Here is a 25,442-nt window from a genome sequence, read left to right as displayed (position 1 = left end):
CCCGCCGCGCGCCGGGTCACCTGACGTTTGACTTCGCGTTGTGTGGAAAGCCGGGAGGAATGCCAGGTAACGACACCCCGCCACCCCAGCAACAGAGCTATCCAGGCGACAGCGACCAGATGGTTCCGGACCCGCACGACGAAATGCGCGACTACCTCGGGCGCGACCTGCTGGCGGGCAAACGGGCCCTGATCACCGGCGGCGACTCCGGCATCGGCCGCGCGGTCGCCATCGCCTTCGCCAAGGAGGGCGCCGACCTCGCCATCGCCTACCTGTCGGAGCACCAGGACGCCGCCCACACCCGGGCCCTGGTCGAGAAGGCCGGGCGAAAGTGCGTGCTCATGGCCGGAGACCTGGCCGAGGCCACCCACTGCCGGCACGTCGTCGAACAGAGCGTCGCCGAGCTCGGCGGCCTGGACATCCTGGTCAACAACATCGCCTATCAAAAGCCGGTCGACGCCCTGGACGAACTGACCGACGAGCAGTGGCTGCGCACCTTCGCGGTCAACATCCACAGCTACTACCGGGTGACCAAGGCGGCGCTGCCGTACCTGGGAGAAGGGGCGGCGATCGTCAACACCTCCTCGGTCAACGGGCTGCGCGGCAACAAGACGCTCCTGGACTACTCGGCCACCAAGGGCGCGGTCAACGCCTTCACCCAGGCGATGGCGCAGAACCTCCTGGAACGCGGCATCCGCGTCAACGCGGTCGCGCCCGGTCCGGTCTGGACGCCGCTCATCCCGGCCACCTTCCCCAAGGAGCGGGTCGAGGACTTCGGCGAACAGACGCCCATGGGCCGACCGGCGCATCCCGACGAGATCGCGCCCTCGTACGTGTTCTTCGCCGCCAACCGCCTGTCGTCCTACTACAGCGGCGAAATCCTGGCCCCGATCGGCGGCGAGACCCTGCCCGGTTGACCAGGTCCCGGCGGGATTCGACGATGCTCACGCACCCTCAGCCCTACCGCGTCTGGTTCACGACGGTGTCCGTTCCCCGTGGGTGAGCGCCTCCAGCAGCGCCCTGGGTCCATGTCGTACGGCGCGGCGTTGCCGTACCGCACCCGTGCCGTGCCGATCCACGGCCCGCAGCAAGGCGCGGACCGCCGGCAGGTCGCCCAGCTCCTCCAGCGCGGGGGCGACGAAGGCGATCAGGCGGGCGAGCTGGTCGGCGGCGGCTTCCCGGTCTCCGGTGACCGGGTCCACCAATGGGCCGTCCAGGCCGTGCCGGGCGGCGTTCCACACGGCGGCCACGCAGCTGTCCGCCCGCACCGCCTCCCTGCCGTGGTCCAGCTCCGACAAGGCGGTGGCGACCAGCGCACGGGTGAGCGCGGCCTGCAGGACCGCGTCGTCCACCGTCATGGCGGTGTCCGCGACGCGGATCTCGACGGTCGGCCAGCGCGGCGAGCGGCGGGCGAGCCAGAACGACATCGCCAGGTCGGCCACCAGCCCCTGCTCCAGCAGCTGGGTGAGGCGTTGGTTGTAGTCGGCCGCGGAGCGGAACCACGGTTGTACTCCCGAGCCGGGGAAACGGGCCTGCTCCAGCATGCGCCAGCTCGCGAACCCGGTGTCGCGGCCGTGGTGGATGGGGGAGTTGGCCGACAATGCCAGCAGCGTCGCCAGCCAGGGGCGCAGGTGGTTGAGCACGCCCACGGCCAGATCGGGGTCGGCCACCCCCACGTGCACGTGCAGCCCGCACGCCTGATAGCCGGCGACCACCTGGCCGTGGATCCGGGTGATCAGCCTGAACCGCTCGCCGGAGGTCAGACGGGGCGCCGGTCCGGGCATCGGCGGCGTACCCGAGGCCAGCAGGCGTACCCCCTCGGCCTCCGCGTGCCCGGACAGCGTCGCGCGGGCCCGGTCCACCTGCTCGCGCACGTCCTCCAAGGTGTCGCACACCCCGGTGGCGGCCTCGATCTGCGTCTGGAAGAGCTCCTGCTGGTAGGAGCCGCCGAAGGGGTGCTCTCCGACCCGCAGCAGGACGTCGTCCGCACGGGAGCGTGGCCTGCCCGCGGCGTCGACGAGCAGGAACTCCTCCTCCACGCCGACGGTGCACGGGCTGAGATCGGCTGTCATGACCGGCCCGCTACCCGCGCCGATCCACCTCAACCGAACATGCCTGAAGACGGCTTGCCGGGGTAGCTGAGAGGTCGGCTCAGCTCGCCGGCTGAGCGAAAGGAGTCCTTCCCATGGCACCGCCCGGAGTCCGCGAACCCCTCGAACGAGACGCCTTCGAGTTGTTCGACAGCAACGGCGACGGCCGGCTCTCGGCCGAGGAGATCCTTCTGGGACTGGCTCTGATGCACCCGGTCAGCGGCGAGGACGTCGACTTCCTGATCACTCTTGCCGGTAGCGACGACGACGGGCTGGTCAGCCGCAAGGGGTTCGACCGGCTCCGCGAGCGCGCTCCGGCCCCCTTCTACGGCGAACTCCTGCACACCCGCTTCGCCGCCCGCATCGACGCTCGGTCGTTGCGCCAGTGGCTGGCCTTTCGCGGCCTGGACTTCCCTCGTGCGCAGATCGTCGCCTTTCTGCGCAACATCAACCCCACCGGCCGCCCGGTCCTGCCCCGTCCCCTGTACGAGTCGTTCGTCCGCGCCTACCGCGCCTGCTGACGGCGACCGCTGGAGGGCGCGCTTGACCGGCTGTTTCGTCGGCGGCCTCAGGGGCAAGCGGCATAGATGACTGTGGCGCCGCAGCGGCGGCCGGGTGGTCCGCCGCGACCGAGCTGCTCAACATCATCAGGACCACGGTCGCGGTCGCCTGGTACGTCGCCTTCGCGGCGCCCCCTTCGTGGGCGCCTTCGCCGTCAAGGATCTGACCTGGCAGGGTGAGCAGATGTCCGAAGGCGCCCTGGTGCTGCTCGACCTCTACGGCCAAAACCATGACGGGGAACTGTGGGAGCGTCCCTACGTCTTCGATCCCGGCAGGTTCGTCGGCGTCTCCGTCGGACGCGACGATCTCGTGCCTCAGGGGGGTGGCGATCCGCACACCGGTCACCGTTGTGCCGGCGAAGCGGTGACTATGGCGATACTTCGTACGCTGGCCGTACAACTGGCGCAGCTCGACTACACGGTGCCGCGCCAAGACCTGACCATCTCCCTGCGCAGGGTGCCGACCCGGCCCCGCAGCGGCTTCATCATCTCCGACGTGCGCCTCCGCGCAGAGCGGGCTGATCTTCGGAGCGGTGGGCCAAAGGGCCAGGGTGCCGCTAGTCGCTGAGCGCGTCGATCAATTCGTCCTTGGTCATCGAGCTGAAGCCAGTGATGCCCTTCTCCTTCGCCTGGTCCACGAGTTCCTGCTTGGTCCGCCCGACGGGCTTGGGCGGGGTGGCCAGCTCGTCGGCCTTGGCCTGGCTGAAGACACGGCCCAGCTTGACGAGCTTGTCGGCGGGGATGGCCTTGGCCATGGCCGGGAGGATCTCGGTCTCCTCCTCCTCGACGTGGTGGCCGACCGCCTTGATCAGCTGCTCCAGGGTCCGCATGAACTCGGGCTTGTCGGGGTCGGCATCCATCAGCTTGGCCAGTAGCTCCTCGGCCTCGTGGTGCTCCTCGACGCCGTGGTGGACCTCGCCGCGCTCCGACGGCTTGGCCTTGGCCAGCTCGGGGTAGACCTTCGTTTCCTCCGCGCGCGCGTGCGCGACGAACTTGGCGGCCAGCTCGGCCACCAGCGCGGGCCGGTTCTCCGGCTGGCGCTTGAGCTTCTCGAAGATCATCTCAACGTCGCGGTGGTCCGCCTCGATGAGATCGATAACAGTCTGTGACATCATTCCTCCTGATCGTGACGTGCGTCCTGCTACCCGGCGGAGCGCGACATACGCGCCTGCCTCGCGCGGGAATTCCGGTACGGCAGGGCGGACTAGGCAGGATCTGGCTGGGTAAGCGTGACCCCCATGAAACAGGTCATCGCGAAGCCGGCACGTATGGCCGGTGGCGTGCTCGGCGGTCTGATCGCCGGCACGGTGTTCAAACACGTGTGGAAGCTCGCCTCCGGCAAGGACGAACCACCTGAGGCGGACTCGACCCGATACGGCTGGGGCGAGGTGCTGGTGGCCGCGGCGCTGCAGGGAGCGATCTTCGGAGTGGTGAAGGCGGCCATCGAGCGCGCCGCGGCGGGGGAGGACTGAACCCCGCACGACGAGCCGACCCGTTCGCCACGAGGCTGCTCAGTCAACGGGGGTATCAAGCCAGGAGCCGTCGAGCATGAGGGTACGGCCGCTGAACTCTGCCAGAGAGTTCCATGCGAGGATCCGCTTGGGGACGAGGCGGATGTACACGAACGTGTCTGGGGCGTTGCGTGGATCTGTCGATACCTTCGCGAACGCCTCGGCTGAGGCGACGTCGATGGTGGGCACGTCGAGCAGAACCGGGTAGGCGTCGATCAGGACGACGTCCGCGGTGTCCCCGATCGCCAACCGCGCCGCTGGCCTGGCCCGCAGGTTCGAGACCGTGCGGCTGCGGCGGAAGGTCGCGGTGGTCAAGGCCGAGCCGTTCCAGACGTAGGCGACGGGGATCAGGTGTGCCCCGTGGCCGTCGCTGCCGGTGGCCAGCCACATGTGGAATCCGCCGCTCAGACGGTCAAGGGTGTCGGCTCGTCGCCGTGAGAGGTCACGTGCCGGCGGCAGGGTCGCTGAGGACATGGCTACTCCTTCATGACGGTTCACATCCTGAAGACGAACGGGCGAGGGACGGATTCGACGCTGCCGATGAAATGCGCGGTGCCGGGCCCTCCGAGGGAGCACGCGCGGTCGTCATGGCCGGGGCGGAGTGGGCGGTGGGCTTTCGGGCAGGGGTGAAACGTATCGCTGTGCCGTCCGAGTCGACGTTCGGGCGGGAGCGGGCCATCTCCACCTGGAAGGGGCGTGACCTGGAAGGTCGTTCACCCTGAACACCGGTGAGCGTCACCAAGACGACACCGTCCGCAACGGCTGTCACCCGGCGGGCCGAAAGTGTGAGCATCGTGAGCCCTGCCCCGCCTGACCCGTCCGGCCGGCCCGAGACCCCGCCCTGGACCTTCCTGACCCACCATGCCCGGGTGCTGCTGGAGATCGCCCACGACCCCGACGTACGGCTGCGCGCGATCGCCGCATGGATCGGGATCACCGAGCGCACGGTGCAGAACGTCGTCAACGACCTGCACGAGGCCGGCTACCTGACCCGCCGGCGCGTCGGCCGCCACAACCACTACACCCTCAACACCGAGCTGCGCCTGCGCTACCCGACCGAGGCCGACCTGCCGGTGCGGTGCCTGATCGACATGTTCGCCGAGCGTGACCCGCCCGGCCCGCCACCGGGCCGCCGAGCCCGGTAGCCCGCTCTGGGGTCAGCCGGCGGGATGCAGCGCTATCAGGTGGGCGGCGGCCAGCGCGTCCTCGAGGCTGCGGTAGGTGTGCAGGAGCTGGTCGGTGCCGGTGATCTGCAGCACCCGCATCACCCGCTGGTGCGGCGCGGCCAGGTGCAGGCTGCCGCCGCGCTGGTCCTCATGATGATGGAGATCGATGAGCAGGTGCAGGCCGGTTGAGTCCATGAAGGTGACCGCGGCCAGGTCCAGCACCAGCGGGCGGGCGGCGTCCGGGTGCGCCTGCGCGATGTAGGTGCACAGTGCGGTGGCGTTGGTGATGTCGAGCTCGCCGGCCACCCCGATCAGGGTGCCGCCGGGCAGCGCGCGGCGAGTCAGATGGAGCGGCGTCACGATGAGCCTCGTCCCTGTCCGGGAAGCTGAGCCTGCCGGACATGTCGGGAGACAGGGCCTCGGGCGTGCCCTGGCCGGGGCGCCCCTCTCTGCCGCCGGGATGAATCATCCCTGTCCTCCCCTCACGGTAACCCCTGAACGGTCTTACCTGAAAGGCTTTTCAGTATTAATCTTGGAAGAGGGGTGGCGAGCCTGCATTGACCTGCGGGATCGCGTGAGCTCGCTCTTCCCCATCCCGCCCAGCCCGACCTGCCGCAAGGCCACGGGGCGGATCCTTCGCCCATGGCCCGGTGTCGGTCTGCTGTGCTCCGAAGCCCGGCTCCTGCGAGGTGGGAGGATGTGGTCAGGGTCTCAGGACGGCGTCGATCACCCGGTCGGCGTAGTCCGGGCCGAGGGGCTGGTCGATCACCAGCAGCCGGTACCACAGGGGCGCGATGAGGAGGTCCTCCAGCAGGTGCGGATCGAGCCCCGCCCCTTGCCCTCGCTCCTGTCCCCGCCGGATTCGTTCGCGGTTGTGCCCCGACAGAGGGCCGTAGACCTCCTGTTTGAGGATGGCGGCGAGCTGGGGGTCATGCTGGGCCGTGCCCGCGACCCCCGCGAGCAGCCCCCGCACCTGCTGGTCGGTGAACACCTCGACCATGGTGTGCAGCCAGGCGCGCAGGTCTGCGGCGAGGTCGCCGGTGTCGGGGATGAGGAAGTACGGCTGGCCGTAGCGTCGCTCGAGGCATTCGCGCAACGCGTCCAGCATCAGCGCCCCTTTGGAGGGCCACCAGCGATACAGCGTCGGCTTGCCGACCCGTGCGCGGGTGGCGATGGCCTCCATGGTCACCGCCGCGTAGGACTGCTCGGTGCACATGTCGAGCGCCGTCTGGAGTATGGCCGCCCGCGACCGCGCGGTACGGCCGCCCGTATCACTCACGCGATCACCCTACCTCCAAACCGTAACGTTTCGTTCTTGACGCTTCCGGGACGCCCTACCCTAGACTCTGCGAACGTTACGTAACGTTTTGTTGGCTCGAAGGGATGTGCGATGGCGGTGAACGTGACGAGCGCCGGGCAGACCTCGGTGTTGATCACCGGTGGCAACAAGGGGCTCGGCTTCGAGGCGGCCCGCCGGCTCGGGGCGCAGGGCTGGACGGTCTTCCTCGGCTCGCGGGATGAGGATCGGGGCCGGGCGGCCGCCGCCGAGCTGACCGCGGGCGGCGCCGATGTGGTCCTGGTCCCGCTGGACGTGACCTCGCAGAAGTCGGTGACCGAGGCCGTCCGGCTGGTCCGGGAGCACACCGACCGGCTGGATGTGTTGATCAACAACGCCGGCGCGCCGGGCAACGCCGTCGCACCGGCGGACGCGACGGCCGAGGAGGTCCATTCGGTCTACGACACCAACGTGTACGGGCCGATCAGGGTCACCCACGCCTTCCTGCCGCTGCTGCGCGCGGCGGACAACCCGCGGGTGGTGATGGTCTCCAGCGGCGTCGGCTCCTTCGCGGTCGTGACCGATCCCGGCCAGCCCTCCTCCCAGATGCACGAGCTCGCCTACAGCTCCTCCAAGGCGGCGCTGAACATGATCACCGTCCGGTACGCCCAGGCGCTGCCGGAGATCAAGTTCAACCTCGCCACCCCCGGAGAGGTCGCCAACCGCAAGTTCGCCGCCACCGACATGAACCGTCACACCGGTCAGCTGACGGTCACCGAGGGCACCGACTCGATCATCAAGCTCGCGACGATCGACGCCGATGGCCCGACCGGGACCTTCATCGACCGCCTCGGCCCCATCTCCTGGTAAACGAAGAACGGAAACCCATCATGAGCAAGGTCTGGTTCGTCACCGGTTCCTCCCGCGGCCTGGGCCGCCACTTCGTCGAGGCGGCCCTGTCGCGCGGCGACCAGGTGGCCGCGACCGCCCGCACCACCGAAAGCCTGGACGATTTGGTCACCGCCTACGGCGACGCGGTGCTCCCACTGGCGATGGACGTGACCGACAGGGCCGCCGTCTTCGAGAGTGTCGAGCGGGCCAAGCAGCACTTCGGCCGCCTGGACGTCATCGTGAACAACGCCGGCTACGCCCAGGTCGGCGCGATCGAGGAGCTGACCGAACAGCAGCTGCGCGACCAGCTGGAGACCAACCTGTTCGGCGCGGTGTGGGTGATCCAGGCAGTCCTGCCTCACCTGCGCGAACAGGGCGCCGGGCACATCATCCAGCTGTCCTCGGCGGCCGGCCTGATCGCGGTACCGCTCGGCGGCGCCTACCACGCCTCCAAATGGGCGCTGGAAGGGCTGAACGAAGCCCTGGCCGGCGAGGTCGCCGACTTCGGCGTCAAGGTGACCGTGATCGAGCCCGGCGGCTTCGCCACCCGCTCGGGCAAGAACCCGGACCCGCTGGCCAACGGCCACGTGGCCCAGCCCGACCCGATCTACGACGGGCTGCGGCAGCGCCTGGCCGGGTTCGCGGGCAAGCAGCCCGCCGGCGACCCGGCCGCCGCGGCCCAGGCGCTCCTCACGCTCGTCGACTCCGCCAACCCGCCGCTGAGGGTGCTGTTCGGCCTGGGCTTCTACCCGATGCTCCAGCAGGCATACGCCGACCGGCTGCAGACCTGGGCCGACTGGCAGGACCTGTCGGCCCGGGCTCAAGGTGAGCACAGCGTGGCCTGACCCTGCAACCCACCCCGGCCGATGCCGTACATGCCGACCCTGCCTCGACATTCACCTCGGAGCTGGGCGGGTGACCGTACAGCTGTCTGGCCGTCGAGGGCGATAACCGGGGTGAAGGAACACCAAGGGCGCCCCCCGCCCGCAACCGGCGAGAGGGGCGAGGATGGACGTGCTCGGGCCTGGCTACGACGCGGCCGACCTACCGCTGGGCGCGGATGAGGAGGGCGAACTCCTCGCCACGCTCATCACCCGCAGGGCCTCGCGCCCGCAGAACCGGGCCGTGCTGTATCTGCACGGTTTCTCCGATTACTTGGTGGGGAGGCCGACGACGAGGTTCTGCAGGTCGATGAGGACGAGTGCGGTCGTGGTGACGGGCTTGAGTGAGCCCCTTTCTGAGGATGTCGTTCGAAGAGGCAGCCGCTGAGTCGCCGGGGGGTGCGGCTCGGGGGAGCCCTTGTTCTCGGCCCCGGGAGGGGGAGTTCCGAGGACAAGGGCAAGGTCGGCTCAGGGCTGGGTGCCGAGCCACTCCTGGAAGGTGGGGCCGGCGAGCTTGGCGTGCGGGCCGGGCAGGAAGGCGCCGTTGGCGGCGATCTCGGCGTCGGGCATGCCGGACCCGTCGACGCCGACGACCTTGATGCCTCGGCGGGCGCCGAGGAGCTGGGCCGCCTCGGCCAGGATCTCCCTGCGAGGGCCGGCGATCTCGGGGATCGGTGGTGCGGGGGCCGAGGGGGCGGAGGCCAGGTCCACCAGTTCCTCGGCCACGGTACGGCAGGCCACGAGCTGGGCGGGCAGGGCCGGGAGGTAGGCGACGTCGCCCTGCTGCCAGTCCAGGAGCTGGCCGACGAACTCGTGGAACTGCGCGGCCCGCAGGATGCGGACGGGGATCGGGCCGGACAGCAGGAGTTCCTCGTGCACCTTCTTGGCGGCGAGGAAGCCGGCGGTGGCCTTGTCCGCACCGATGATGGAGGCCATGGCGATCTGGGCGACCCCGGCCTTGCGGCCGGCCTCGTGCAGATTGCGGGCCGACGTACGGAAGAACTCCGTCGCGGCGTCCTGGTCGGAGGAGTGCCAGGATGCGACGTCGATGATGACCTCGACCCCGGTGAGGGCTTCGGCAAGGCGCTCACCGGTGATGATGTCCACCCCGGTGGCGCGGGACATCGGCACGACCCGGTGTCCCCGCTCGGTCAGGACGTCGACGACGTGGCGGCCCAGCCGCCCGGTCGCTCCCGCCACCGCGAACGTGGTGCTGCTCATGCTGGTGCTCCTTCCTTACTCGCTGTAGTTCCGGCCGGGTGGCATGCCGGGGATCGGCTTGGCGATGAGAGCGGCGGGGGTGAAGAAGCCGATGTGGGCGATGACCATGATGAGCGACCACATCGCCTGGTCGTCGTAGTGCGCCGACGCCCTGCCGTACAGCTCGTCGGGGACGCGCTCCCCGGACGGGTTCGGGGTGAGGACCGCCTCCACCAGCTCCAGCGCGACTCGTTCGGCGTCGGTGAAGTAGGTGGCGTCCCGCCAGGTGGCCACGGCGGTGATGCGCTCCTCCGATTCCCCCAACCGGCGGAGGTTGCCGGTCTCCCGGATGGCGAAGTACGTGCTGCCGAGGATTTGCCCGGCGCGCAACTGCAGCAGGTGGATGGTGGTCTGCGGAATCGCGCCGTTCTGGAGGGCTTTGTGTAGACCTTGGCTGACTTCCGCCATCTCGGGGAGGAAGGGGAGGGGATTGGGCATGCGCGACCGCTGGTCGGTCGTCGTGGGCGAGGACATGGGGAAGACTTCCCTTCTCATTCTCAACTCGTCGTGGTGCCGTACGGATCGCTCGCGCGGCGTGCTGACGACCACGAGACGCCGGCGCCCCGATCCCTGTAACAGCGCGGCCATGTGACATAGGCCACCTACGTGGGTGTTACAAAGCGATGGAGACCCACGTCTTATGCGTGTGGCAGTGCTGAGAACGAACAGGCAGGAGCGGGGCATGACCGAGCGGAGGGAACCGAGTCCAGACCCAGCCGAGCCGCTCGATCGTGCCGACCACGTCGACTCCGCCACCCAGGCGTTCGTCGCCCACCGCAACCTGCTGTTCACCGTCGCCTACGAGATGCTCGGCTCGGCCGCCGACGCCGAAGACGTCCTGCAGGAGACCTGGCTGCGCTGGGTGGACGTCGATCTCGGCACCGTGCGGGAGGAGCGCGCCTACCTGGTGCGGATCGTCACCCGGCAGGCGCTGGACCGGCTACGCGCGCTCGGCCGGCGCAAAGAGTCCTACGTCGGGCCGTGGCTGCCCGAGCCGTTGCTGACCGCGCCCGACGTGGCCGAGGACGTCGAACTCGCCGAGAGCGTCTCGATGGCGATGCTGCTGGTGCTGGAGACGTTGCAGCCGACCGAGCGGGCGGTCTTCGTGCTGCGCGAGGTGTTCGATCTGGACTACGACGAGATCGCCGAAGCCGTCGGCAAGAGCCCGAACGCGGTCCGCCAGATCGCCTACCGGGCGCGCGCCCATGTCGCCGCCCGCCGACCCCGCGGCCTCACCTCCCCGGCCGAGACCCGGGCCGCGCTCCAGGCATTCCAGCGGGCTGTCGAAACCGGGGAGTTGCAGAGCCTGCTGGACGTCCTCGCGCCCGATGTCGTCGCCTTGAGCGACGGCGGCGGAGTCAGGCACGCCCTGCTGCGGCCCGTCGTGGGGATCGACAACGTGGCTCGCCTCCTGGCCGTCGGCTGGTGGAAACGCGACGCGGAACGGTCGGTCGAGCTGGTTCAGATCAATGGCGGCCCCGGACTGCTCGTACGGGTCGACGGAAAGATCGACGGAGTGGTGGCGGTGCGCGTGGAGAACGGCTACGTCACCGGCGCCTACCACGTGCGCAATCCCGAGAAGCTGTCGCACGTCGAGCGGGAGACCACCGTGACCCGCTGAGCCCGGTGAGACCGCACTCGGCATCAAGATCACCGCCTCCACCGTGTGGGGGATCTCGAAAGAGCACGGCATCGCTCCCACACCGGTCGGTCGTCACCACAGGCATCCGCATCCCGCGCATGAACTCCACCATGGAGCGCTGGATACAGACCTGCCGTCGCGAACCGCTGGACCGCACCCTGATCTGGAACCAACCTCATTTACTCCACGCGCTGCGAGAGTTCGAGACGTTTTACAACGAGCATCGACCACATCGGACGCTCGGGCAGGCGGCAAGACGTATGACTCGATCGCGTACGGCATCCTGCGCTCGGACTGGGAGTCCGGGAGCGTCGGGAGGACTGGTCGGCTAGATTTACTGGCCTTGTTTCCCCTATGGGATGGGTGATGATGAGGGTTGCCGCGGCTCTGCTGAGCATGACGCTGCTGACGGGGTGCGGCATGGTGTCGCAGATCACGGGCGGCGCCAAGATCCAGGTCAACAGCGATGCCATGGAACCCACGATCGAACGGGGAACCACGGTCACCGCTCAGCCGCTCAAGGACGGCAGGCCGCCGAAGCCGGGTGACATCGTCGCGTTCAAGGCCCCCGAGTGGGCGGACGGCGTCTTCGTCTACCGCGTGATCGGGGTGCCCGGCAATCGGGTCGACTGCTGTGACGGGCAAGGACGCGTGGTAGTCGACGGCAAGCCGCTGGACGAGCCCTATCTCCAGGGCATGAGCCCGTCGTCCACCAGCATGTTCTCCGTCACGGTTCCGCCTGATCGGCTCTGGGTGCTGGGAGACAACCGTGCCGCCGCCGCCGACTCCCGCACCCGTCAGGACCGCCCTGGCGGCGGAACCATCGCTGTGTCCAGCGTGATCGGCGTCGTGGAGCGTCCGGCGGGCTGACTCAGGGCACCCAGTGGCGGCCCGACCTGGAAATCAGCTTCCGCTTCCGGCACGGTTCGCACCGCTGGCTGGTCGATAGCGGGTTCTTCCAGGCCCATCGAGGCAGCCCGGATTCCGGGACTACACACCTGACTGCTTCACGAAGGCCGTTCCGGGCCGTGCCGCCAGGGTTGGTTTCAGTCGGCTTGGCCTGTGGTTGGACGGGTCTGCGTTTTCGCATCTCAGAGGGCGTTGCGTGAGTTGGTGCCCCTTTGGTCGCTTGGATTTGAGCAGGGCAGGCTGGTGAGGAGCGTTGCGGTGAAGCTACGGACGCGGCTGAGTGAACAAGCCGGGTTCGGTCTCGGCGAGGATGCCCTGGCTGACCAGGCGTTTGAGCTTGGCGCGGATCTTCTCGGTGTTCTTCGCGACGATGGGTAGGTCCATGGCCTCGCACAGATCGCGTGCTCGTAGAGGCCGGCCGTAGTCGGCGAACAGGTCCAGGATCTGCCGGTAGGCGGGGTGGCTGGGGAGGACGGGAGCCGGCGGGACATTCCCGGCCCCAGGCTGGTCGGCGAGACTGAGCAGCGTCTTGCGGGTGATCCGCAGGTGCTCGGCCGCTTGTTCGAGGTCGCGCAGTCGTGTGGTCAGGGTGTCGATCTCGGCGCGGGTCTGCTCGATCTGGCAGGTCACGGCCTGTTCACGGGCATCGATCTTGTCCAGCAGCCACGTGCCGGGATCTGGCTCCTGCCCGCCGGCTCTGGTCACGACGAGCGCCACGACGGAGCGGGGCCGTGGGCCAGGCGGCGGGACATCACGGCTGTCATCGCCCAATACACCCGTGATTCGGAGCTGGCCGGCAGGTGCTCGTAGTCGCGTACCAGGCGCCGGTGCAGCATCAAGGTGCCGTAGGTCTGCTCGGCGATCCATCGTTTCGGCTGGGGGACGAAGGCACGGTTGGCGGGATTGCGTTCGACGATCTCCACGTCGATCCCGAGGGTGACGCCATGGTCGACGACCGAGTTCTTGAACCCCTGGTCGGCCAGTGCTTTGGTCACAGTGGCGCCGGTGTGGGCGGCGATGCGGTCCAGCAGAGCGATCCCGGCGGTGTTGTCGTGGGCTGAGGCGGCCAGCACGACCACGGCGATGACCAGGCCGAGCACGTCCACGGCCAGGCCACGTTTGCGGCCCGGCACCTTCTTGGCCGCATCCTTTCCGGTCGTGGTGGGGGGGACCCCGGCTGAGGCGTGCACGCTCTGGGTGTCCAGCACGACCAGGCTCGGATCGGCTAATCGGCCCTTGTTCTCCCGCACGTGCCAGCGCAGCAGGTCGCAGATCTTCTGGGCGGTTCCGTCGTCGCGCCATTTGGCGAAGTAGTAGTAGGTCGCGCTACCCGGCGGCAGGTCGTGCGGCAGGTACTGCCATTGGCAGCCGGTCCGGCCCTGGTAGAGGATCGCGTTGACGATCTCGCGCATCGCGTAGTTGCCCTGGTGGCCGCTGACGGAGCGGTGCGCGGCCTTCCACGCCGTGATCACCGGTTCGATCAACGCCCACTGCTCGTCGGATAAGTCACTCGGGTACGGCTTGCGCTCGCTCACCCAGCCATCTCAGCACACGCGCACCGGCCGACAGGCGGTAACGCTATAAAACCACCCGATCACACTGCGACATCAAAGACATCTACTCGCGCAACGCCCTCTCAGGCTCAAGTAGACCGAGAGGACGACCCTCGATGGTGTAGCGGGACTTCGTCTGCCCGTCTGCATGAGCGATGGCGTGAGGCTGAGCAAGTCACGGTCCGTGATAGGTCCAGCGCAGCGGGCCGGGCCGGTGGGAGCTCGCGCTCAGTGGCATGGTTTCCGTTTCGTATCTTGATGGATTTTGATGCGGCGGTCACAGTGAGTGGGGTGCTGGTCGTCGACCGGAGGTGTGTGTGGCCCGAGTTCCCAAGCTCGACACCGGAACCACCGCGGACGCGATCGTGGCCAGGTTCGGCCGCACGGTGGTGGAGAAGCGAGGGCTGGGTGGAGCGGAAGAGGACCAGTTCCGTGGCCCGTTGGAGTCCCTGCTGCGCGACCTCGGCGCGTTGATCGGTGTCGAGGCGATCCCCTACGGCGAGGTGCGGTTGAAGCATCTGCGGGCGCGGCCGGACTATGCGGTGAACATTGGACAGGTCCGCGTCGGCTACGTCGAGTTGAAGAGACCGGGCAAGGGAGTGCCAGGAGCGCCCGAGTGGCGCCCCGACAAGCGGGATTTGGAGCAGTGGGGCAAGCTCTCCGCCCTTCCCAATGTGGTCTACTCGGACGGGGTCACCTGGGCGCAGTACTCGTTCGGCGAACGGATCTCGCCGATTGTCAGGCTGGCGAATACCGTCGCGGAGTTGCGGCGTCCGGCGGCGTCGGCCGTCGTCGACCTGATGGGTATCGTCCGGCGGTTCATGCTCTGGGAGCCAGAGTCTCCTCGGACGCTGGGCTCTCTCGTAAAGATCCTGGGTGGGCTGTGTGGCCTGTTGAAGGACGAAGTGTACGCCGCAATCACCGACCCGTTGAAGAAGCGCTCCCAGATGAGGCTGGCGCTGCTGGCCGACGACTGGCGGAAACTGCTATTCCCGGGGCTCAACCATGAGCGCTTCGCCGACGCCTTTGCCCAGACCGTCACGTTCGCGCTGCTGCTGGCCCGCTCGGATGGTATCAACCTGGTTGGCGAGTCCTATCAGGAGATCGCTCGGAAGCTGGGCAAACGACACCTGCTGATGGGGCAGGCGTTCGCGGTGCTCACCAGCGGGGCCGACGATGAGCTCAACACCATCGAGACCCTTCGCCGCGTGGTCAGCGTCGCCGATCTGCAGACGCTCGACGTCAGCCCGGCAGATGCCTACGCCTATCTCTACGAACACTTCCTCGCGAGCTACGACCCCACTCTCCGCAAGGAGACCGGCTCTTACTACACCCCGGTCAGCGTCGCCCGCCATCTTGTTCGGTTCGTGGACGCGGTGCTTCGTGAGCACCTTGATAAGGAGTGGGGGTTCGCCGACGACAACGTGGTGGTTGTCGACCCGGCGATGGGAACCGGCACCTTTCTGGTCGAGGTCATCGGCTGTGTCGCGGACCGGGTTGCAGACAAGCTCGGGTACGGGTCGCGGGATGACTACGTCAACGACCTGGTCACCGACCGGCTGATCGGGTTCGAGATCCAGGTAGCCCCGTACGCTGTGGCTGAGCTACGGATCCATGGATCGTTCCAGAGCCGGTTCGCGGTGGAGACCCCACCTGAGGCCCTGCGATTTCTCACCGACGCATTAGCCGACCCACACCATGTGCAGCCAACGCTGGGCGCGCCGTACCGAGTGATGGAGGAGGCACGGGACAAGGCGAACGACATCAAGCGCAGAGTCCCGGTGATGGTGGTAATCGGGAACCCGCCGCATGTGGAGAACGCCAAGGGCCGAGCCGAATGGATCGAACGGCCTCGCAAAGGGATGCCCCGGCTCGGAGCCAGGGTTGATCGCCCCTCGCTTGACGAGTTCCGAGCCGACGGCCTCGGCCGCTACGAATCGGACCTGCATGGAATGCCGTGGTACTTCCTGCGGTGGGCGGCCTGGAAAGTGTTCGAGGCCGAACATCGTATGCCGGAAGGCGTAGTGGCGTTTATCGTCCCGTCGAGCGTGGTCAGAGGTGCTGCTTTCCGGGGCCTGCGCCAGTATTTGCGACGCACGTGTGACCTGGGCTGGGTCATCGAGCTCACACCGGAAGGGAACCGCCCGCCGATCGCGACCCGAGTCCTCGGACAGGATGTTGGGCGCCAGCTCAGCATCCTGGTCTTCGCCAGGACGGCTGACTCCGACGCGGAGAAGCCTGCGGTGGTCCGCCATCTGGAGTTACACGGAACGCGTGAGGAGAAGACAGCCGCGCTGGCGCAGTTGACGACGACAGGACCGTGCTGGCATTCCTGCGGTAGCGGGTGGCAGGACTCCTTCCTCCCGGCCCCCGACGCGCAATGGGCGGCGTTCCCCTCGCTCGGTGACCTGATGCCGTGGCGGTCGAGGGGCGTCACGGCAGGACGAGCGTGGGTGTACGCGCCCACCGTCGAGGTCCTGCGCACCCGGTGGCAGACCCTCCTTGCTGCCTCGACCGAGGACCAGCGGAAACTTTTCAGAGAGGGGCGGGATCGCACTCTGCACAGCCGAGTCGGCCCGCTGCCTGGGTTCCCACCAGTCCAACGCTCGCTGGTAGAGGAGTCAGGGCCGTGTCCCGAGCCGATCCAGGTGGCCTACCGCTCGTTCGATCGGCAGTGGCTCATCCCCGACAACCGGCTTCTCGTCATGGCCCGTCCGCCACTCTGGCAAGTCCGATCCGAGCACCAGATCTACGTTTCCGAGCAGGACTCCCACGAGATTACTGATGGCCCGGCTTTGGTTTTCTCCGGGCTCATCCCCGACCTGGATAACTTCAAGGGCTGGGGCGGCGGCGGTGTGCGTCCGCTCTGGCGCGATTGCCTGGGCAGCGTCCCCAATATGACCCGGCACCTGCTCGAACACCTCCGCATCCGGTTGGGCACTCCCATCTGTGCAGACGACGTGCTGGCGTATATCGCGGCGATCACCGCGCATCCCGGATACACCAGCCGATTCCGGGAGTATCTTCGGCAACCGGGCGTCCGCGTCCCGCTCACGGCGGATCCGAAGCTGTGGGATCGGGCAGTGGCGATCGGACGCGAGATTCTCTGGCTCCACACCTACGGCAGCCGCTGCGTTGATCCCGCCGCAGGGCGGGGACGCTCAGAACGTGCCCTTGTCGAACGGTTCGGCGTCAAGTGCCTCACCGCCGTTCGGGCACTCCCTGAGCGGCTCGACGAGCACCTCGACTACGACCCCAGAACGCAGACACTCACAGTGGGCAGCGGAACATTCGCCCCCGTACGTCAGGAGGTCATCGACTACACGGTTTCTGGTCGGCGCATCGTGTGGCGGTGGTTGAACGACCGGACCCTCCAGCCTCGAAACAAGCGCCGGACATCCAGCCTCGACGACGTCACGCAGGACTCGTGGAACCGTGAGTTGACACTCGAATTCCTGGCACTGCTTTCCGTCTTGACCGGATGTGTCCTGATGCACCCCGAGCAGGACCAGGTGCTGGCCGACGTGTGCTCGGGGCCGCTGGTAGGCCAGGCTGACCTCGCCGCAACTGGCGTGCTCCCGGTTCCAGAATCAGCGACGAGGCCGCCGAAGTCAACGCAGACGAGTGCCGAGCCTCTTCCTGACAGCTGACCTTAATCAGCGGGTCCGAGATATGAGTCTCTGTCTGCGTACCAGACCTGTTCAGTCTCGATCCCACAGAGACGAGGCCCGCTGGGGCGGGTGATACGGACGGTGATGCTGCGGGACGAGCCCGGCGTTGTACGAACATCGCTCGAACGACGTCACGTCTTCCTGATTTGCCCGTCTTGCTAGTGGAGGAGAGGGGAGCAAGATGGGCGAGCCGGTGGTGTACAAGCGGTGCGGGTGCTCAGATCATGACAGGGCCTGCCCGGATCTGGCTGACGAAGGTCACGGTTCGTGGTACTTCGCGATCCAGGTGCTGGGCCCGAGCGGACGTAGGGAGCGGGTGCGGCGGGGCGGCTTTCGTACTGCAGAGCACGCCATGCGCGCTGCCCGCGAACTCGCCGCCGCTGATGACCCAGGTGGGGTGAGCGCAGCGTGCACCGTGGCGCAGTGGTTGCGCCACTGGCTGGCTACCCTCCAGTTCGTCCGCGAGCGTACTAGGCAAGGCTATGCCGATCATGTGCGAATCCACCTGGTCCCTGGCTTGGGCCGGATCCCGATTGCGGAACTCGGGCCAGTCGATCTCCGCCGCTTCTTCGCCGGCCTAACTCAGCGGCGAAATCGGTACGGCAAGGCGCTGTCGCCGTCCACTGTGCAGAGGGTCCACGCCACCTTGCGGGTGGCACTCAACGAGGCGATCCGCGAAGGTCTCATTGACACGAACCCGGCACGCCGGTTGGGGCTGCCGCGTACCCGGCGGCCTCACGCCCAGGTTTGGACTCGAAGTCGCGTAGCGGTGTGGCAGGCCACGGGACAGCGTCCGGCGGTGGCGGTGTGGACGACGGAGCACCTGACGGCGTTCTTGGACTACGTCCGCGAGGACGCGTTGCATACGCTGTGGTGGCTGGCCGCGTTGCGCGGCTTGCGTCGCGGCGAGCTCGTCGGCCTGCGGTGGGTGGACATCGGCCTGGAGACCCGCGAACTTACGGTCGTCCAGCAGCTCATCCACGTCAATGGCCGGCTGCAAGTCGTCCCGCCCAAGAGCGAGGCGAGTCAGCGCACAATCGCCTTGGACACCGAGACGACCCGCCTTCTACGTCGCCATCAGCAACGCCAGCACCAGAAGGGGCTGGATGTCGCTGGCTGGGTGTTCACCCGTGAGGACGGTCAGCCGATACGACCGGACTACCTGACATATCGGTTCCGCTATCTGGTGGCGGCCAGTGGGCTGCCTCCGGTACGGCTGCATGACCTGCGGCACGGCGCCGCCTCCACCGCGTTGGCGGCGCATGTTGACCCGTGTACGGTCCAGGGTCAGCTCGGGCACGCCAGCATCGTGCTGACCTCCGACACCTACACCTCGGTGCTGCCCGAACTTCATCACGAGGCGGCCGAGGCGACGGCACGCCTGGTGATGAGCACAGCGCGAAGGGCAGGTCACAGACTACGGAAGCGGACGATTCGACTCCGACGTCGCCGAACAACCCGACCGCCCCGATAGGCGCTTTGCCGAAATGGTCCGTGGTGTCGGTTTGTCCCAGGCGTGACCCAGGTATGACCCACCTCTTGATTCTTTGATCAAGAGGTCAGCAAATCCGCAGGTCAGAGTGGTAGGGCGCCCGGGGCTCGAACCCGGAACCTACGGATTAAAAGTCCGCAGCTCTGCCAATTGAGCTAACGCCCCTCGCAACATGCAGGGTACAGAGGTTACCCGTCGGTACGCGACGGGCTTACCGCAGGCCACGATAACGCACCCCCAAGCCCCTCCGGGGCAACAAGTGCCCCGGCGGCGTCAAAAGGGGTCAGCGGTAGGCGGCCAGGCCGGTCAGGGCTTCGCCGAGGACCAGCGTGTGGATTTCCTGGGTGCCTTCGTAGGTGAGGACGCTCTCCAGGTTGTTCATGTGGCGGATGACCGGGTACTCCAGGGTGATCCCATTCCCGCCGAGGATGGAGCGGGCCTGGCGGGCGATGTCCAGGGCGGCGCGGACGTTGGCCAGTTTGCCGAAGCTGACCTGCCGGGGCTGCAGTTGGCCGGCGTCCTTCAGGGCGCCCAGGTGGAAGGCGGTCAGGGATGCCTGGCCCACGCCGACGTACATCCATGCCAGCTTCTCCTGCGTCAGCTGGAACGCCCCGATCGGCTTGTCGAACTGCACGCGGGTCTTGGAGTACTCCACGGCCGACTCCAGGCAGGCGCGGGCGGCGCCCACGACCCCCCACAGGATGCCGAAACGGGCCTCCGACAGGCAGGACAGGGGGCCCTTCAAGCCCGACACTTCGGGGAGGACGGCGGAGGCGGGGAGGCGGACGTCGTCGAAGTACAGGGATGAGGTGATCGATGCCCTCAGGGAGAGCTTCTTGTGGATCTCGGGGGCGGAGAAGCCGGGGGTGTCGGTCGGGACCACGAAGCCTCGGATGCCTTCGTCGGTCTGGGCCCAGACAACGGCCACGTCCGCCACGGAGCCGTTGGTGATCCACATCTTGGAGCCGTTGAGGATCCAGTCGGAGCCGTCCCGCTTGGCGTACGTGCGCATGCCGGACGGGTCGGAGCCGTGGTCGGGCTCGGTGAGGCCGAAGCAGCCGATCGCCTGGCCGGCGGCCATGCGGGGGAGCCACTCCTCCTTCTGCTCGGCCGAGCCGTACTTCCAGATGGGGAACATCGCCAGCGAGCCCTGGACGGAGACGAAGGATCGCAGACCGGAATCGCCGGCCTCCAGCTCACGGCAGGCCACGCCGTACGAGGTCGCGTCGGTGCCGGCGCAGCCGTAGCCCTCCAGGTGCATGCCGAGGAGGCCCAGTTCGCCCAGGACCGGGGCCAGTTCGCGGGAGGGGAATGTGCCCTGCTCGAACCAGTCGCCCACGTTGGGGAGGATGCGGTCGGCCACGAAACTTTTCACGGTGTCGCGGATCAGGCGCTGGTCAGGGTTGAGCCGGTCGTCTATGCGCAGCAGGTCTTCCATGACGGTCCACTCCTCCTTAGGGGGCTACCAGGGTTGTACCAGGGCGAATCCCGATGTGCGAACGCGGGGTCGGGGGGCAGTCTTGAGGCATGAGCGAATCGAATGTCAAGCAGCTGCGCCGGACCCGCAAGGGCAGGATCGTCGGAGGCGTGTGCTCCGGTATCGGGGAGTACGTCGGGATCGACGCGAACATCATCAGGATCGGCCTCGCGATCGCGACCCTGTTCGGGGGTATGGGCGTGGGCCTGTACGCGATCGGCTGGCTGCTCATTCCGGAGGACGGGCGCAACGAGTCGATCGTCCAGGACCTGATCGGCAAGCAGCAGGCGAAGAAGAACGACGACGTCTGGCAGCAGTGATCAGGCGGTGGCCTGGGCGCGGACCCGGGCGGCGATGTCACCGCGGGACTCGGTCCACAGCATGGCGAGCACGGCCGCAGTGGTCACTCCCATGACGCCGGACAGCGCGACGACCGGCTCCGGGCCGAGTCTTTCCGCGGCGAATCCGCCGATCAGGATGCCGATGCCCTGTACGGCCATCAGGCCCGACTGCACCAGGCCGAAAGCCTGGCCCCGGCGTTCCGCGGGGACACACTGGACGAAAGCGGCGTTGGCCGCGAGCTGGTAGGCACCGCCGATTCCCGACAGAATCCACAATCCCAGGACGATGGCCAGCGGCGGCCGCATGGCCGACAGAATAAGCGGAGCGCAGCTCAACATGGCCATCCACCCCATCACGCGCAGACGGCCGGTCGGGGTGATGAACCTGCTGAAGAAGAACGCCCCCACCACGGTGCCCGTCGGCATGGCCGCCATCAGCAGGCCGGTGACGACCGCCACGGGGAGGTCGGAGTGCAGAGTGGCCGCATAAGGTACGGCGATGCCCTCAGGAAGCACGTAAAAGCCACAGAGCCAGGCGAACAACACCAGCGTCCGGAGCTTTCGGTCACCGAAGACCAGGGCGGCTCCGGCACGTGTCATGGTCCACATGGAGGGTTTCGCCCCCTCGCGGGTGGCGGACGGGCGGCGCCGTACCCCTGAGACGAGGATCAGCGCGGAGGCCAGGAAGGTGGCGGCGTCGAGGGCGAGGGCGCGGTACGGCCCGAGCGTCGCGATCAGCGCGCCACCCGCGGCGAAGCCGAGCATTTGGACGGCCTGGTTGGTCATGTTCTGGAGCGCGGAGCCGGCTACGTAGCGGTCGCCGACCAGGATCTCGGGGAGCAGGGCGGCGCGGGCGGCGGAGAACGGGGCGCTGAGCAGGACCACGAAGAAGACCAGGACACAGAGCACCGGGAACGGCATGCCGGGCACGGCCATTCCGGCGACCAGCATCGCGCGCAAGATGTCGCAGGTCATCATGACGCCGCGGCGGGCGAAACGGTCGGCCAGGCCGGCGAGGAGGGGGCCGCCGAGGATCGAGGGAAGGTACGTGAGCGCGTAGACGGCGGCGGTGGCCAGCGCGGACTTCGTCCGGTCGTACACGAGTACGGCCAGCGCCACCTGGGCCAGCTGGTCGCCGAGCAGGGACAGGCCCTGGGCGTACCAGAGCGCGCGGAACTCGCGTATGGCGATGACCTCGCCGTACGTGGCCTGTCGCTCTGCGGCACGCCGATGCCGCCCCGGAAGCCTTGCCCCCATCGGACTCCGCTGTGCCTGACTCAGTGTGTTCGGTATGTCACCTAAGGTGCCCGATCACCTGGCACGCCGCAACCGAAAGCTTCCAAGCGCTTGCAAACTGTAATCGCGTGCACTGATATGTCGGCTTACCAGCCAAGCTCGTGGAGTCTGGCGTCATCAATGCCGAAATGATGGGCGATCTCGTGCACGACCGTGATCTGGACTTCTTCCACCACGTCATCCTCGGTCTCACAGATCTGACAGATCGGATTGCGGTAGATCTCGATCCGATCGGGCAAGACAGCTGAGTACCAGCCGCCGCGCTCGGTGAGGGGGACGCCGGTGTACAGGCCGAGAAGGTTCGGCTCTGGCGGGTCGTCGACGACCACGACGACAACGTTGTCCATGAGCCGGGTCAGATCTGGCGGAATCATGTCCAAAGCCTCGGACACGAGTTCCTCGAACTTCTCCCGGGGAACCTCGATCACAGTTGCCATTCTGCCCTGCTCGTCGGGTAAGCAAGAAAGCGTATGAAGTACCTGAAGTCCAGATGGGTAGTGTCCGCCGCGGTCGTGTTCGTCGCGGCGGTAGGGGCGTGGCTGGGTATTTTCCTGAGCGGTACGGTGGCCGCGAAGATCGGCCCGGTCGAGACGGGGATGTCCCTGAGGCCCGCCTGGAAGGGCGAGACGATCGTCGACGCCAGTCCGCTGGGCACGCTCACCTTCCGCACGCACGACGCCCCGCTGCGCCTGCGCATCTCGCTCGAGAACATCGACCAGGAACAGGCCAAAGCGCTCATCGAGGACCCGCGGCTGGCCGACCGGCTGCCCGCCATCCTCGAGCGCGACCTGCGCGACGGCCTCGCCATGCTGCTCGTCCGCTCCTTGCTGAGCGCGGGCGCCGGGGCGCTCGTGGTCACCATGCTGGTCTTCAAACGCCCCAAAGTGGGCCTGATGGGCCTTCTGGCCGCCTCTGTGGCGCTGGCGGGCACCGGGATACTGGCCGCCGCCACGTTCAAGCCCGACTCGGTCCTGGAGCCGCGCTACTCCGGCCTCGTCGCGGCCGCGCCGTCCCTGGTGGGCAGCGCGGGGGAGATCGTGACCAAGTTCGAGTCGTACCGGGCCCAGCTCACCAAACTCGTCACGAACGTCTCCAAGCTCTACGACACCGTGCGCGACCTGCCCGTTTACGACGCCGATCCGGGCTCGATCCGCGTCCTGCACGTCTCCGACATCCACCTCAACCCCATCGCCTGGAACGTCATCCGCTCCATGACCGACCAGTTCAAGGTCGACTTCATCGTGGACACCGGTGACATCTCCGACCATGGGAGCAAACCCGAGAACAAGTTCGTGGAGGAGATCGGCAAGCTCGGCGTGCCGTACGTCTTCGTGCGCGGCAACCACGACTCGGACATCACGGAGAAAGCCGTCGCCCGCAACAAGAACGCCATAGTCCTGGACGACGCCGGCGCCGAGGTGAACGGCCTGCGCATCTACGGCCTCGGCGACCCCCGCTTCACCCCGGACAAGTCCGTCCCCGCCGACTCCGACCCCGCCCGCCTGCACGAGTTCGGCCGCTCTCACGCGGTACGGCAGGCCGCCCCGCCCGACCTCGTCGCCGTCCACGACCCGACCATCGCCCGCGGCTTCTCCGGGGCCACGCCCATGATCCTGGCCGGCCACTCCCACGAGCGCTCGACCAGCGTCCTGCCCACCGGCAGCCGGATCCTCGTCCAGGGCTCGACCGGGGGAGCCGGCCTGAGGGCTCTGGAACACCCCGAGCCGACCCCGGTCCAGGCATCGGTTCTGTATTTCGACAAGACCAGCAAACGCCTTCAGGCCTGGGACGATGTGACTCTGGGGGGCCTCGGTGAGCAGTCTGTGTACATCCAGCGTCACGTGGAGGAGAACCCTGGACGTATGATTTCTCCAGAGCCAACGAACGCCCCGTCGCCAGCGGGACCGGTCACAGGCACAGTGACGCCGGCCGCCGGTCCACCGCTTTGGCATGAAGGGCAATCGTCCCCTATGCTTCAGAGGTCTCCGACGGAAGACGTCAGGAACAGGATGTGAATCCTGAGCCCCCATCGTCTAGCGGCCTAGGACACCGCCCTTTCAAGGCGGCGGCACGGGTTCGAATCCCGTTGGGGGCACGGCTTAACAGGAAAACGGCTGGTCGAAGACCTCCGAAAGACTGGTAAGCTAGGCGAGGCCGAAAGGCCAAGCAAACAAGGTCCTGTAGAGCAGTTTGGAGTGCTCGCCACCCTGTCAAGGTGGAGGTCGCGGGTTCAAGTCCCGTCAGGACCGCTCTGGGTCAGGTAGCTCAGTTGGTACGAGCGTCCGCCTGAAAAGCGGAAGGTCGGCAGTTCGACCCTGCCCCTGACCACCAGCTTTGAACAGCCAGAACGCCCCGGTCATGAGTTACTGACCAGGGCGTTTTCGTTTATGCGTGACCAGGACGCCGGGGTAAGTGGAAAGATGGCTCCCTCCTGCATGACGGGTCTGATCCGCTTGCGGTAGACCGTCTCCGCCACGACCGTGTCGGTGTGGCCGACCGGGCCATCTCCGTGATCTTGAAGGCGGAATCGGTCGCGGCGGGAAGACGGTCGGCTGAGCGAGAGGGCAGGCGTGAGCAGGGAATCAACCTAACCGTCGATGGGCCCGCGGACGAGCCGCGCCCGGCTCGGGCGCATCAGCCACACGGCGGCGGCGAGCGTGAGCACCCAGCCGATCACTTCGATGAGCAGGTGATCCGTTGCGTTGGGGACGGATTGCAGCAGGTACACCCGGACGCTGTTGATCGCTCCGTGCGTCAGAACCGCGGGCCAGACACTCGCCGAGTGCCAGCGAAGTGCGAGCAACAGAGGCGCCCAGGGCAGCATGCCCGCGTAGTAGATGACGATGTCCCAGACGGGTCGATCACCGATGACGGCGAGGACCGGCAGATGCCAGACGATCCAGACCAGGCCGCTGACGAGGGCCAGTGGCCAGAATCCCCATGACGCGGCGCGCGTCGCCAGCCAGCCGCGCCAGCCGAACTCTTCGCCGATGGCGAAGACCGACTGCATGAGGAAGACCGGAGCGACCCACATGGTCGCCGTGAAGATCTGGTCAAGCGGGTTGAGCTGCCAGATCCCCAATGCCAGTGCGATGGCGGTTTGGATCGCGGCGATCGCGGCGATGAGGCCGATGCCGATGCCGGTCCACTTGAGTGTGCCGCGCCACCTGGTGGCGAACGTCGCTCGGAACGTTCCGGGCCGCCGGGCAAGCCACATGATGATCGCTGCGAGCAGCGGAGTCTGTTGCATGATCGGAGTGATCAGGTTGTTGAAGTCCGTCGGGACGAGCCGGAAGACCATAGGGACGGACAACGCGAAACACAGCAGGACGGCGATCGCGAAGAACCAGGTGACATCGGAAGTGGTTGATCTGGCGGAACTGGAGCGCGTGGGGGACGCAGTCATGATGACCTCGTTTCGTGCGG

The 25,442-nt window shown here is 67.5% G+C and carries 28 protein-coding genes and 4 tRNA genes; 18 read left to right on the top strand and 14 right to left on the bottom strand.

Features of this window, described 5'->3' with window-relative positions; genetic code table 11:
* Window positions 1-59: 59 nt before the first annotated feature.
* The gene (locus FVE25_RS49775) at window positions 60-917 is read left to right on the top strand and encodes an SDR family oxidoreductase (protein WP_246268700.1); all 858 of its coding nucleotides are present in this window, start codon (window positions 60-62) and stop codon (window positions 915-917) included.
* Between the two features lie 57 nt (window positions 918-974).
* Here FVE25_RS49775 and FVE25_RS49770 read toward each other — a convergent pair whose 3' ends face one another.
* Window positions 975-2,072, bottom strand: a complete 1,098-nt coding sequence (locus tag FVE25_RS49770) for a carboxylate-amine ligase (protein WP_157254411.1) — start codon at window positions 2,070-2,072, stop codon at window positions 975-977.
* 113 nt (window positions 2,073-2,185) lie between these two features.
* Here FVE25_RS49770 and FVE25_RS49765 point away from each other — a divergent pair, with 113 nt between their 5' ends.
* Both FVE25_RS49765 and FVE25_RS49760 read left to right on the top strand, forming a co-directional pair.
* The gene (locus tag FVE25_RS49765) at window positions 2,186-2,611 is read left to right on the top strand and encodes an EF-hand domain-containing protein (RefSeq protein WP_157254410.1); all 426 of its coding nucleotides are present in this window, start codon (window positions 2,186-2,188) and stop codon (window positions 2,609-2,611) included.
* 178 nt (window positions 2,612-2,789) lie between these two features.
* A complete protein-coding gene (locus FVE25_RS49760; RefSeq protein WP_219825992.1) occupies window positions 2,790-3,218 on the top strand; it encodes a cytochrome P450 in 429 nt (142 codons plus the stop codon).
* Here FVE25_RS49760 and FVE25_RS49755 read toward each other — a convergent pair.
* Window positions 3,208-3,762, bottom strand: coding sequence for a hemerythrin domain-containing protein (locus FVE25_RS49755; RefSeq protein ID WP_157254409.1), 555 nt, complete (start codon window positions 3,760-3,762; stop codon window positions 3,208-3,210). The two genes, FVE25_RS49760 and FVE25_RS49755, sit on opposite strands and share 11 nt — an antisense overlap.
* A 126-nt stretch (window positions 3,763-3,888) precedes the next feature.
* Between FVE25_RS49755 and FVE25_RS49750 the strand changes: the two genes are divergently transcribed.
* Entirely contained in the window at window positions 3,889-4,122 is a 234-nt protein-coding gene (locus FVE25_RS49750; RefSeq protein WP_157254408.1) for a DUF4235 domain-containing protein, read from the top strand.
* Window positions 4,123-4,161: 39 nt separating this feature from the next.
* On the opposite strand, the gene FVE25_RS49745 is transcribed toward FVE25_RS49750, so the two are convergent.
* Window positions 4,162-4,635 (bottom strand): pyridoxamine 5'-phosphate oxidase family protein, encoded by a 474-nt coding sequence (locus FVE25_RS49745; protein WP_219825991.1) that lies wholly within the window; start codon window positions 4,633-4,635, stop codon window positions 4,162-4,164.
* A gap of 320 nt (window positions 4,636-4,955) precedes the next feature.
* On the opposite strand from FVE25_RS49745, the gene FVE25_RS49740 reads away from it, so the two are divergent.
* A complete protein-coding gene (locus FVE25_RS49740) occupies window positions 4,956-5,306 on the top strand; it encodes a helix-turn-helix transcriptional regulator (RefSeq protein ID WP_157254407.1) in 351 nt (116 codons plus the stop codon).
* A gap of 12 nt (window positions 5,307-5,318) precedes the next feature.
* Here the strand turns inward: FVE25_RS49740 and FVE25_RS49735 are convergent, their stop codons facing one another.
* Together FVE25_RS49735 and FVE25_RS49730 are read right to left on the bottom strand one after the other, a co-directional pair.
* Window positions 5,319-5,687, bottom strand: coding sequence for an STAS domain-containing protein (locus FVE25_RS49735; RefSeq protein WP_157254406.1), 369 nt, complete (start codon window positions 5,685-5,687; stop codon window positions 5,319-5,321).
* 343 nt (window positions 5,688-6,030) lie between these two features.
* Complete coding sequence (locus FVE25_RS49730; RefSeq protein ID WP_219825990.1) at window positions 6,031-6,606, bottom strand: TetR/AcrR family transcriptional regulator; 576 nt, start codon at window positions 6,604-6,606, stop codon at window positions 6,031-6,033.
* Between the two features lie 111 nt (window positions 6,607-6,717).
* Here FVE25_RS49730 and FVE25_RS49725 point away from each other — a divergent pair, with 111 nt between their 5' ends.
* The 3 genes from FVE25_RS49725 (at window position 6,718) to FVE25_RS49715 (ending at window position 8,763) form a co-directional block, all read left to right on the top strand.
* The gene (locus FVE25_RS49725; RefSeq protein ID WP_246268699.1) at window positions 6,718-7,473 is read left to right on the top strand and encodes an SDR family oxidoreductase; all 756 of its coding nucleotides are present in this window, start codon (window positions 6,718-6,720) and stop codon (window positions 7,471-7,473) included.
* A gap of 20 nt (window positions 7,474-7,493) precedes the next feature.
* Entirely contained in the window at window positions 7,494-8,339 is an 846-nt protein-coding gene (locus FVE25_RS49720; protein WP_157254405.1) for an SDR family NAD(P)-dependent oxidoreductase, read from the top strand.
* 163 nt (window positions 8,340-8,502) lie between these two features.
* On the top strand, window positions 8,503-8,763 hold the full coding sequence (locus tag FVE25_RS49715; RefSeq protein ID WP_157254404.1) for a hypothetical protein: 261 nt from the start codon (window positions 8,503-8,505) through the stop codon (window positions 8,761-8,763).
* Window positions 8,764-8,843: 80 nt separating this feature from the next.
* On the opposite strand, the gene FVE25_RS49710 is transcribed toward FVE25_RS49715, so the two are convergent.
* Together FVE25_RS49710 and FVE25_RS49705 are read right to left on the bottom strand one after the other, a co-directional pair.
* The gene (locus FVE25_RS49710) at window positions 8,844-9,596 is read right to left on the bottom strand and encodes an SDR family oxidoreductase (RefSeq protein ID WP_157254403.1); all 753 of its coding nucleotides are present in this window, start codon (window positions 9,594-9,596) and stop codon (window positions 8,844-8,846) included.
* A 15-nt stretch (window positions 9,597-9,611) separates the two neighbouring features.
* A complete protein-coding gene (locus FVE25_RS49705) occupies window positions 9,612-10,130 on the bottom strand; it encodes a carboxymuconolactone decarboxylase family protein (RefSeq protein ID WP_246268696.1) in 519 nt (172 codons plus the stop codon).
* A gap of 187 nt (window positions 10,131-10,317) precedes the next feature.
* Between FVE25_RS49705 and FVE25_RS49700 the strand changes: the two genes are divergently transcribed.
* The 3 genes from FVE25_RS49700 (at window position 10,318) to lepB (ending at window position 12,147) form a co-directional block, all read left to right on the top strand.
* On the top strand, window positions 10,318-11,256 hold the full coding sequence (locus tag FVE25_RS49700; RefSeq protein WP_157254402.1) for an RNA polymerase sigma-70 factor: 939 nt from the start codon (window positions 10,318-10,320) through the stop codon (window positions 11,254-11,256).
* Between the two features lie 119 nt (window positions 11,257-11,375).
* A complete protein-coding gene (locus FVE25_RS57265) occupies window positions 11,376-11,609 on the top strand; it encodes an integrase core domain-containing protein (protein WP_219825989.1) in 234 nt (77 codons plus the stop codon).
* A gap of 34 nt (window positions 11,610-11,643) precedes the next feature.
* A complete protein-coding gene (gene lepB / locus FVE25_RS49690; protein ID WP_157254401.1) occupies window positions 11,644-12,147 on the top strand; it encodes a signal peptidase I in 504 nt (167 codons plus the stop codon).
* Window positions 12,148-12,450: 303 nt separating this feature from the next.
* Here the strand turns inward: lepB and FVE25_RS49685 are convergent, their stop codons facing one another.
* Window positions 12,451-12,891 carry a hypothetical protein gene (locus FVE25_RS49685; RefSeq protein WP_219825988.1) on the bottom strand — a complete coding sequence of 147 codons (441 nt, stop codon included), beginning with the start codon at window positions 12,889-12,891 and terminating at the stop codon, window positions 12,451-12,453.
* A complete protein-coding gene (locus FVE25_RS49680; RefSeq protein ID WP_157254400.1) occupies window positions 12,888-13,721 on the bottom strand; it encodes an IS5 family transposase in 834 nt (277 codons plus the stop codon). Before FVE25_RS49680 ends, FVE25_RS49685 begins: the two co-directional genes overlap by 4 nt.
* A 335-nt stretch (window positions 13,722-14,056) precedes the next feature.
* On the opposite strand from FVE25_RS49680, the gene FVE25_RS49675 reads away from it, so the two are divergent.
* On the top strand, window positions 14,057-17,389 hold the full coding sequence (locus FVE25_RS49675; RefSeq protein ID WP_157254399.1) for a type ISP restriction/modification enzyme: 3,333 nt from the start codon (window positions 14,057-14,059) through the stop codon (window positions 17,387-17,389).
* Between the two features lie 202 nt (window positions 17,390-17,591).
* On the top strand, window positions 17,592-18,884 hold the full coding sequence (locus FVE25_RS49670) for a tyrosine-type recombinase/integrase (RefSeq protein ID WP_157254398.1): 1,293 nt from the start codon (window positions 17,592-17,594) through the stop codon (window positions 18,882-18,884).
* Between the two features lie 107 nt (window positions 18,885-18,991).
* On the opposite strand, the gene FVE25_RS49665 is transcribed toward FVE25_RS49670, so the two are convergent.
* Together FVE25_RS49665 and FVE25_RS49660 are read right to left on the bottom strand one after the other, a co-directional pair.
* Window positions 18,992-19,067 (bottom strand) — tRNA-Lys (locus tag FVE25_RS49665).
* 118 nt (window positions 19,068-19,185) lie between these two features.
* Window positions 19,186-20,340: an acyl-CoA dehydrogenase family protein gene (locus tag FVE25_RS49660; protein WP_157254397.1), complete on the bottom strand. Its 1,155-nt coding sequence runs from the start codon at window positions 20,338-20,340 to the stop codon at window positions 19,186-19,188.
* A gap of 89 nt (window positions 20,341-20,429) precedes the next feature.
* Between FVE25_RS49660 and FVE25_RS49655 the strand changes: the two genes are divergently transcribed.
* Window positions 20,430-20,699: a PspC domain-containing protein gene (locus tag FVE25_RS49655; protein ID WP_157254396.1), complete on the top strand. Its 270-nt coding sequence runs from the start codon at window positions 20,430-20,432 to the stop codon at window positions 20,697-20,699.
* Here FVE25_RS49655 and FVE25_RS49650 read toward each other — a convergent pair whose 3' ends face one another.
* Both FVE25_RS49650 and FVE25_RS49645 read right to left on the bottom strand, forming a co-directional pair.
* Window positions 20,700-21,977, bottom strand: a complete 1,278-nt coding sequence (locus FVE25_RS49650) for an MFS transporter (protein ID WP_157254395.1) — start codon at window positions 21,975-21,977, stop codon at window positions 20,700-20,702.
* Window positions 21,978-22,102: 125 nt separating this feature from the next.
* Window positions 22,103-22,453 (bottom strand): metallopeptidase family protein, encoded by a 351-nt coding sequence (locus FVE25_RS49645; RefSeq protein WP_181019961.1) that lies wholly within the window; start codon window positions 22,451-22,453, stop codon window positions 22,103-22,105.
* A 33-nt stretch (window positions 22,454-22,486) separates the two neighbouring features.
* Here FVE25_RS49645 and FVE25_RS49640 point away from each other — a divergent pair, with 33 nt between their 5' ends.
* The 4 genes from FVE25_RS49640 (at window position 22,487) to FVE25_RS49625 (ending at window position 24,347) form a co-directional block, all read left to right on the top strand.
* Entirely contained in the window at window positions 22,487-24,031 is a 1,545-nt protein-coding gene (locus FVE25_RS49640; RefSeq protein ID WP_157254393.1) for a metallophosphoesterase family protein, read from the top strand.
* Between the two features lie 7 nt (window positions 24,032-24,038).
* A tRNA-Glu gene (locus FVE25_RS49635) sits at window positions 24,039-24,111 on the top strand.
* A 79-nt stretch (window positions 24,112-24,190) separates the two neighbouring features.
* A tRNA-Asp gene (locus tag FVE25_RS49630) sits at window positions 24,191-24,265 on the top strand.
* A gap of 5 nt (window positions 24,266-24,270) precedes the next feature.
* Window positions 24,271-24,347, top strand: a tRNA-Phe gene (locus tag FVE25_RS49625).
* A 256-nt stretch (window positions 24,348-24,603) separates the two neighbouring features.
* Here FVE25_RS49625 and FVE25_RS49620 read toward each other — a convergent pair.
* Window positions 24,604-25,422: a CPBP family intramembrane glutamic endopeptidase gene (locus FVE25_RS49620; RefSeq protein ID WP_157254392.1), complete on the bottom strand. Its 819-nt coding sequence runs from the start codon at window positions 25,420-25,422 to the stop codon at window positions 24,604-24,606.
* Window positions 25,423-25,442: the final 20 nt, after the last annotated feature.

The organism is Nonomuraea typhae (assembly GCF_009760925.1).
GTDB lineage: Bacteria > Actinomycetota > Actinomycetes > Streptosporangiales > Streptosporangiaceae > Nonomuraea > Nonomuraea typhae.
Note: the sequence above shows the minus strand (reverse complement) of the source record. Positions and strands in the feature narration are given on the sequence as shown.

What these genes read in the sequence shown, in the direction of transcription:
- FVE25_RS49650 (WP_157254395.1), bottom strand. Translation starts at nt 21,977, where the DNA reads ATGGGGGCAAGGCTTCCGGGGCGGCATCGGCGTGCCGCAGAGCGACAG.
- FVE25_RS49620 (WP_157254392.1), bottom strand. Translation starts at nt 25,422, where the DNA reads ATGACTGCGTCCCCCACGCGCTCCAGTTCCGCCAGATCAACCACTTCC.
- FVE25_RS49715 (WP_157254404.1), top strand. Translation starts at nt 8,503, where the DNA reads ATGGACGTGCTCGGGCCTGGCTACGACGCGGCCGACCTACCGCTGGGC.
- FVE25_RS57265 (WP_219825989.1), top strand. Translation starts at nt 11,376, where the DNA reads ATGAACTCCACCATGGAGCGCTGGATACAGACCTGCCGTCGCGAACCG.
- FVE25_RS49745 (WP_219825991.1), bottom strand. Translation starts at nt 4,635, where the DNA reads ATGTCCTCAGCGACCCTGCCGCCGGCACGTGACCTCTCACGGCGACGA.
- FVE25_RS49705 (WP_246268696.1), bottom strand. Translation starts at nt 10,130, where the DNA reads ATGAGAAGGGAAGTCTTCCCCATGTCCTCGCCCACGACGACCGACCAG.
- FVE25_RS49755 (WP_157254409.1), bottom strand. Translation starts at nt 3,762, where the DNA reads ATGTCACAGACTGTTATCGATCTCATCGAGGCGGACCACCGCGACGTT.
- FVE25_RS49720 (WP_157254405.1), top strand. Translation starts at nt 7,494, where the DNA reads ATGAGCAAGGTCTGGTTCGTCACCGGTTCCTCCCGCGGCCTGGGCCGC.
- FVE25_RS49700 (WP_157254402.1), top strand. Translation starts at nt 10,318, where the DNA reads ATGACCGAGCGGAGGGAACCGAGTCCAGACCCAGCCGAGCCGCTCGAT.
- FVE25_RS49710 (WP_157254403.1), bottom strand. Translation starts at nt 9,596, where the DNA reads ATGAGCAGCACCACGTTCGCGGTGGCGGGAGCGACCGGGCGGCTGGGC.
- FVE25_RS49670 (WP_157254398.1), top strand. Translation starts at nt 17,592, where the DNA reads ATGGGCGAGCCGGTGGTGTACAAGCGGTGCGGGTGCTCAGATCATGAC.
- FVE25_RS49640 (WP_157254393.1), top strand. Translation starts at nt 22,487, where the DNA reads ATGAAGTACCTGAAGTCCAGATGGGTAGTGTCCGCCGCGGTCGTGTTC.
- FVE25_RS49775 (WP_246268700.1), top strand. Translation starts at nt 60, where the DNA reads ATGCCAGGTAACGACACCCCGCCACCCCAGCAACAGAGCTATCCAGGC.
- FVE25_RS49645 (WP_181019961.1), bottom strand. Translation starts at nt 22,453, where the DNA reads ATGGCAACTGTGATCGAGGTTCCCCGGGAGAAGTTCGAGGAACTCGTG.
- FVE25_RS49660 (WP_157254397.1), bottom strand. Translation starts at nt 20,340, where the DNA reads ATGGAAGACCTGCTGCGCATAGACGACCGGCTCAACCCTGACCAGCGC.
- FVE25_RS49765 (WP_157254410.1), top strand. Translation starts at nt 2,186, where the DNA reads ATGGCACCGCCCGGAGTCCGCGAACCCCTCGAACGAGACGCCTTCGAG.
- lepB (WP_157254401.1), top strand. Translation starts at nt 11,644, where the DNA reads ATGATGAGGGTTGCCGCGGCTCTGCTGAGCATGACGCTGCTGACGGGG.
- FVE25_RS49770 (WP_157254411.1), bottom strand. Translation starts at nt 2,072, where the DNA reads ATGACAGCCGATCTCAGCCCGTGCACCGTCGGCGTGGAGGAGGAGTTC.
- FVE25_RS49725 (WP_246268699.1), top strand. Translation starts at nt 6,718, where the DNA reads ATGGCGGTGAACGTGACGAGCGCCGGGCAGACCTCGGTGTTGATCACC.
- FVE25_RS49655 (WP_157254396.1), top strand. Translation starts at nt 20,430, where the DNA reads ATGAGCGAATCGAATGTCAAGCAGCTGCGCCGGACCCGCAAGGGCAGG.
- FVE25_RS49750 (WP_157254408.1), top strand. Translation starts at nt 3,889, where the DNA reads ATGAAACAGGTCATCGCGAAGCCGGCACGTATGGCCGGTGGCGTGCTC.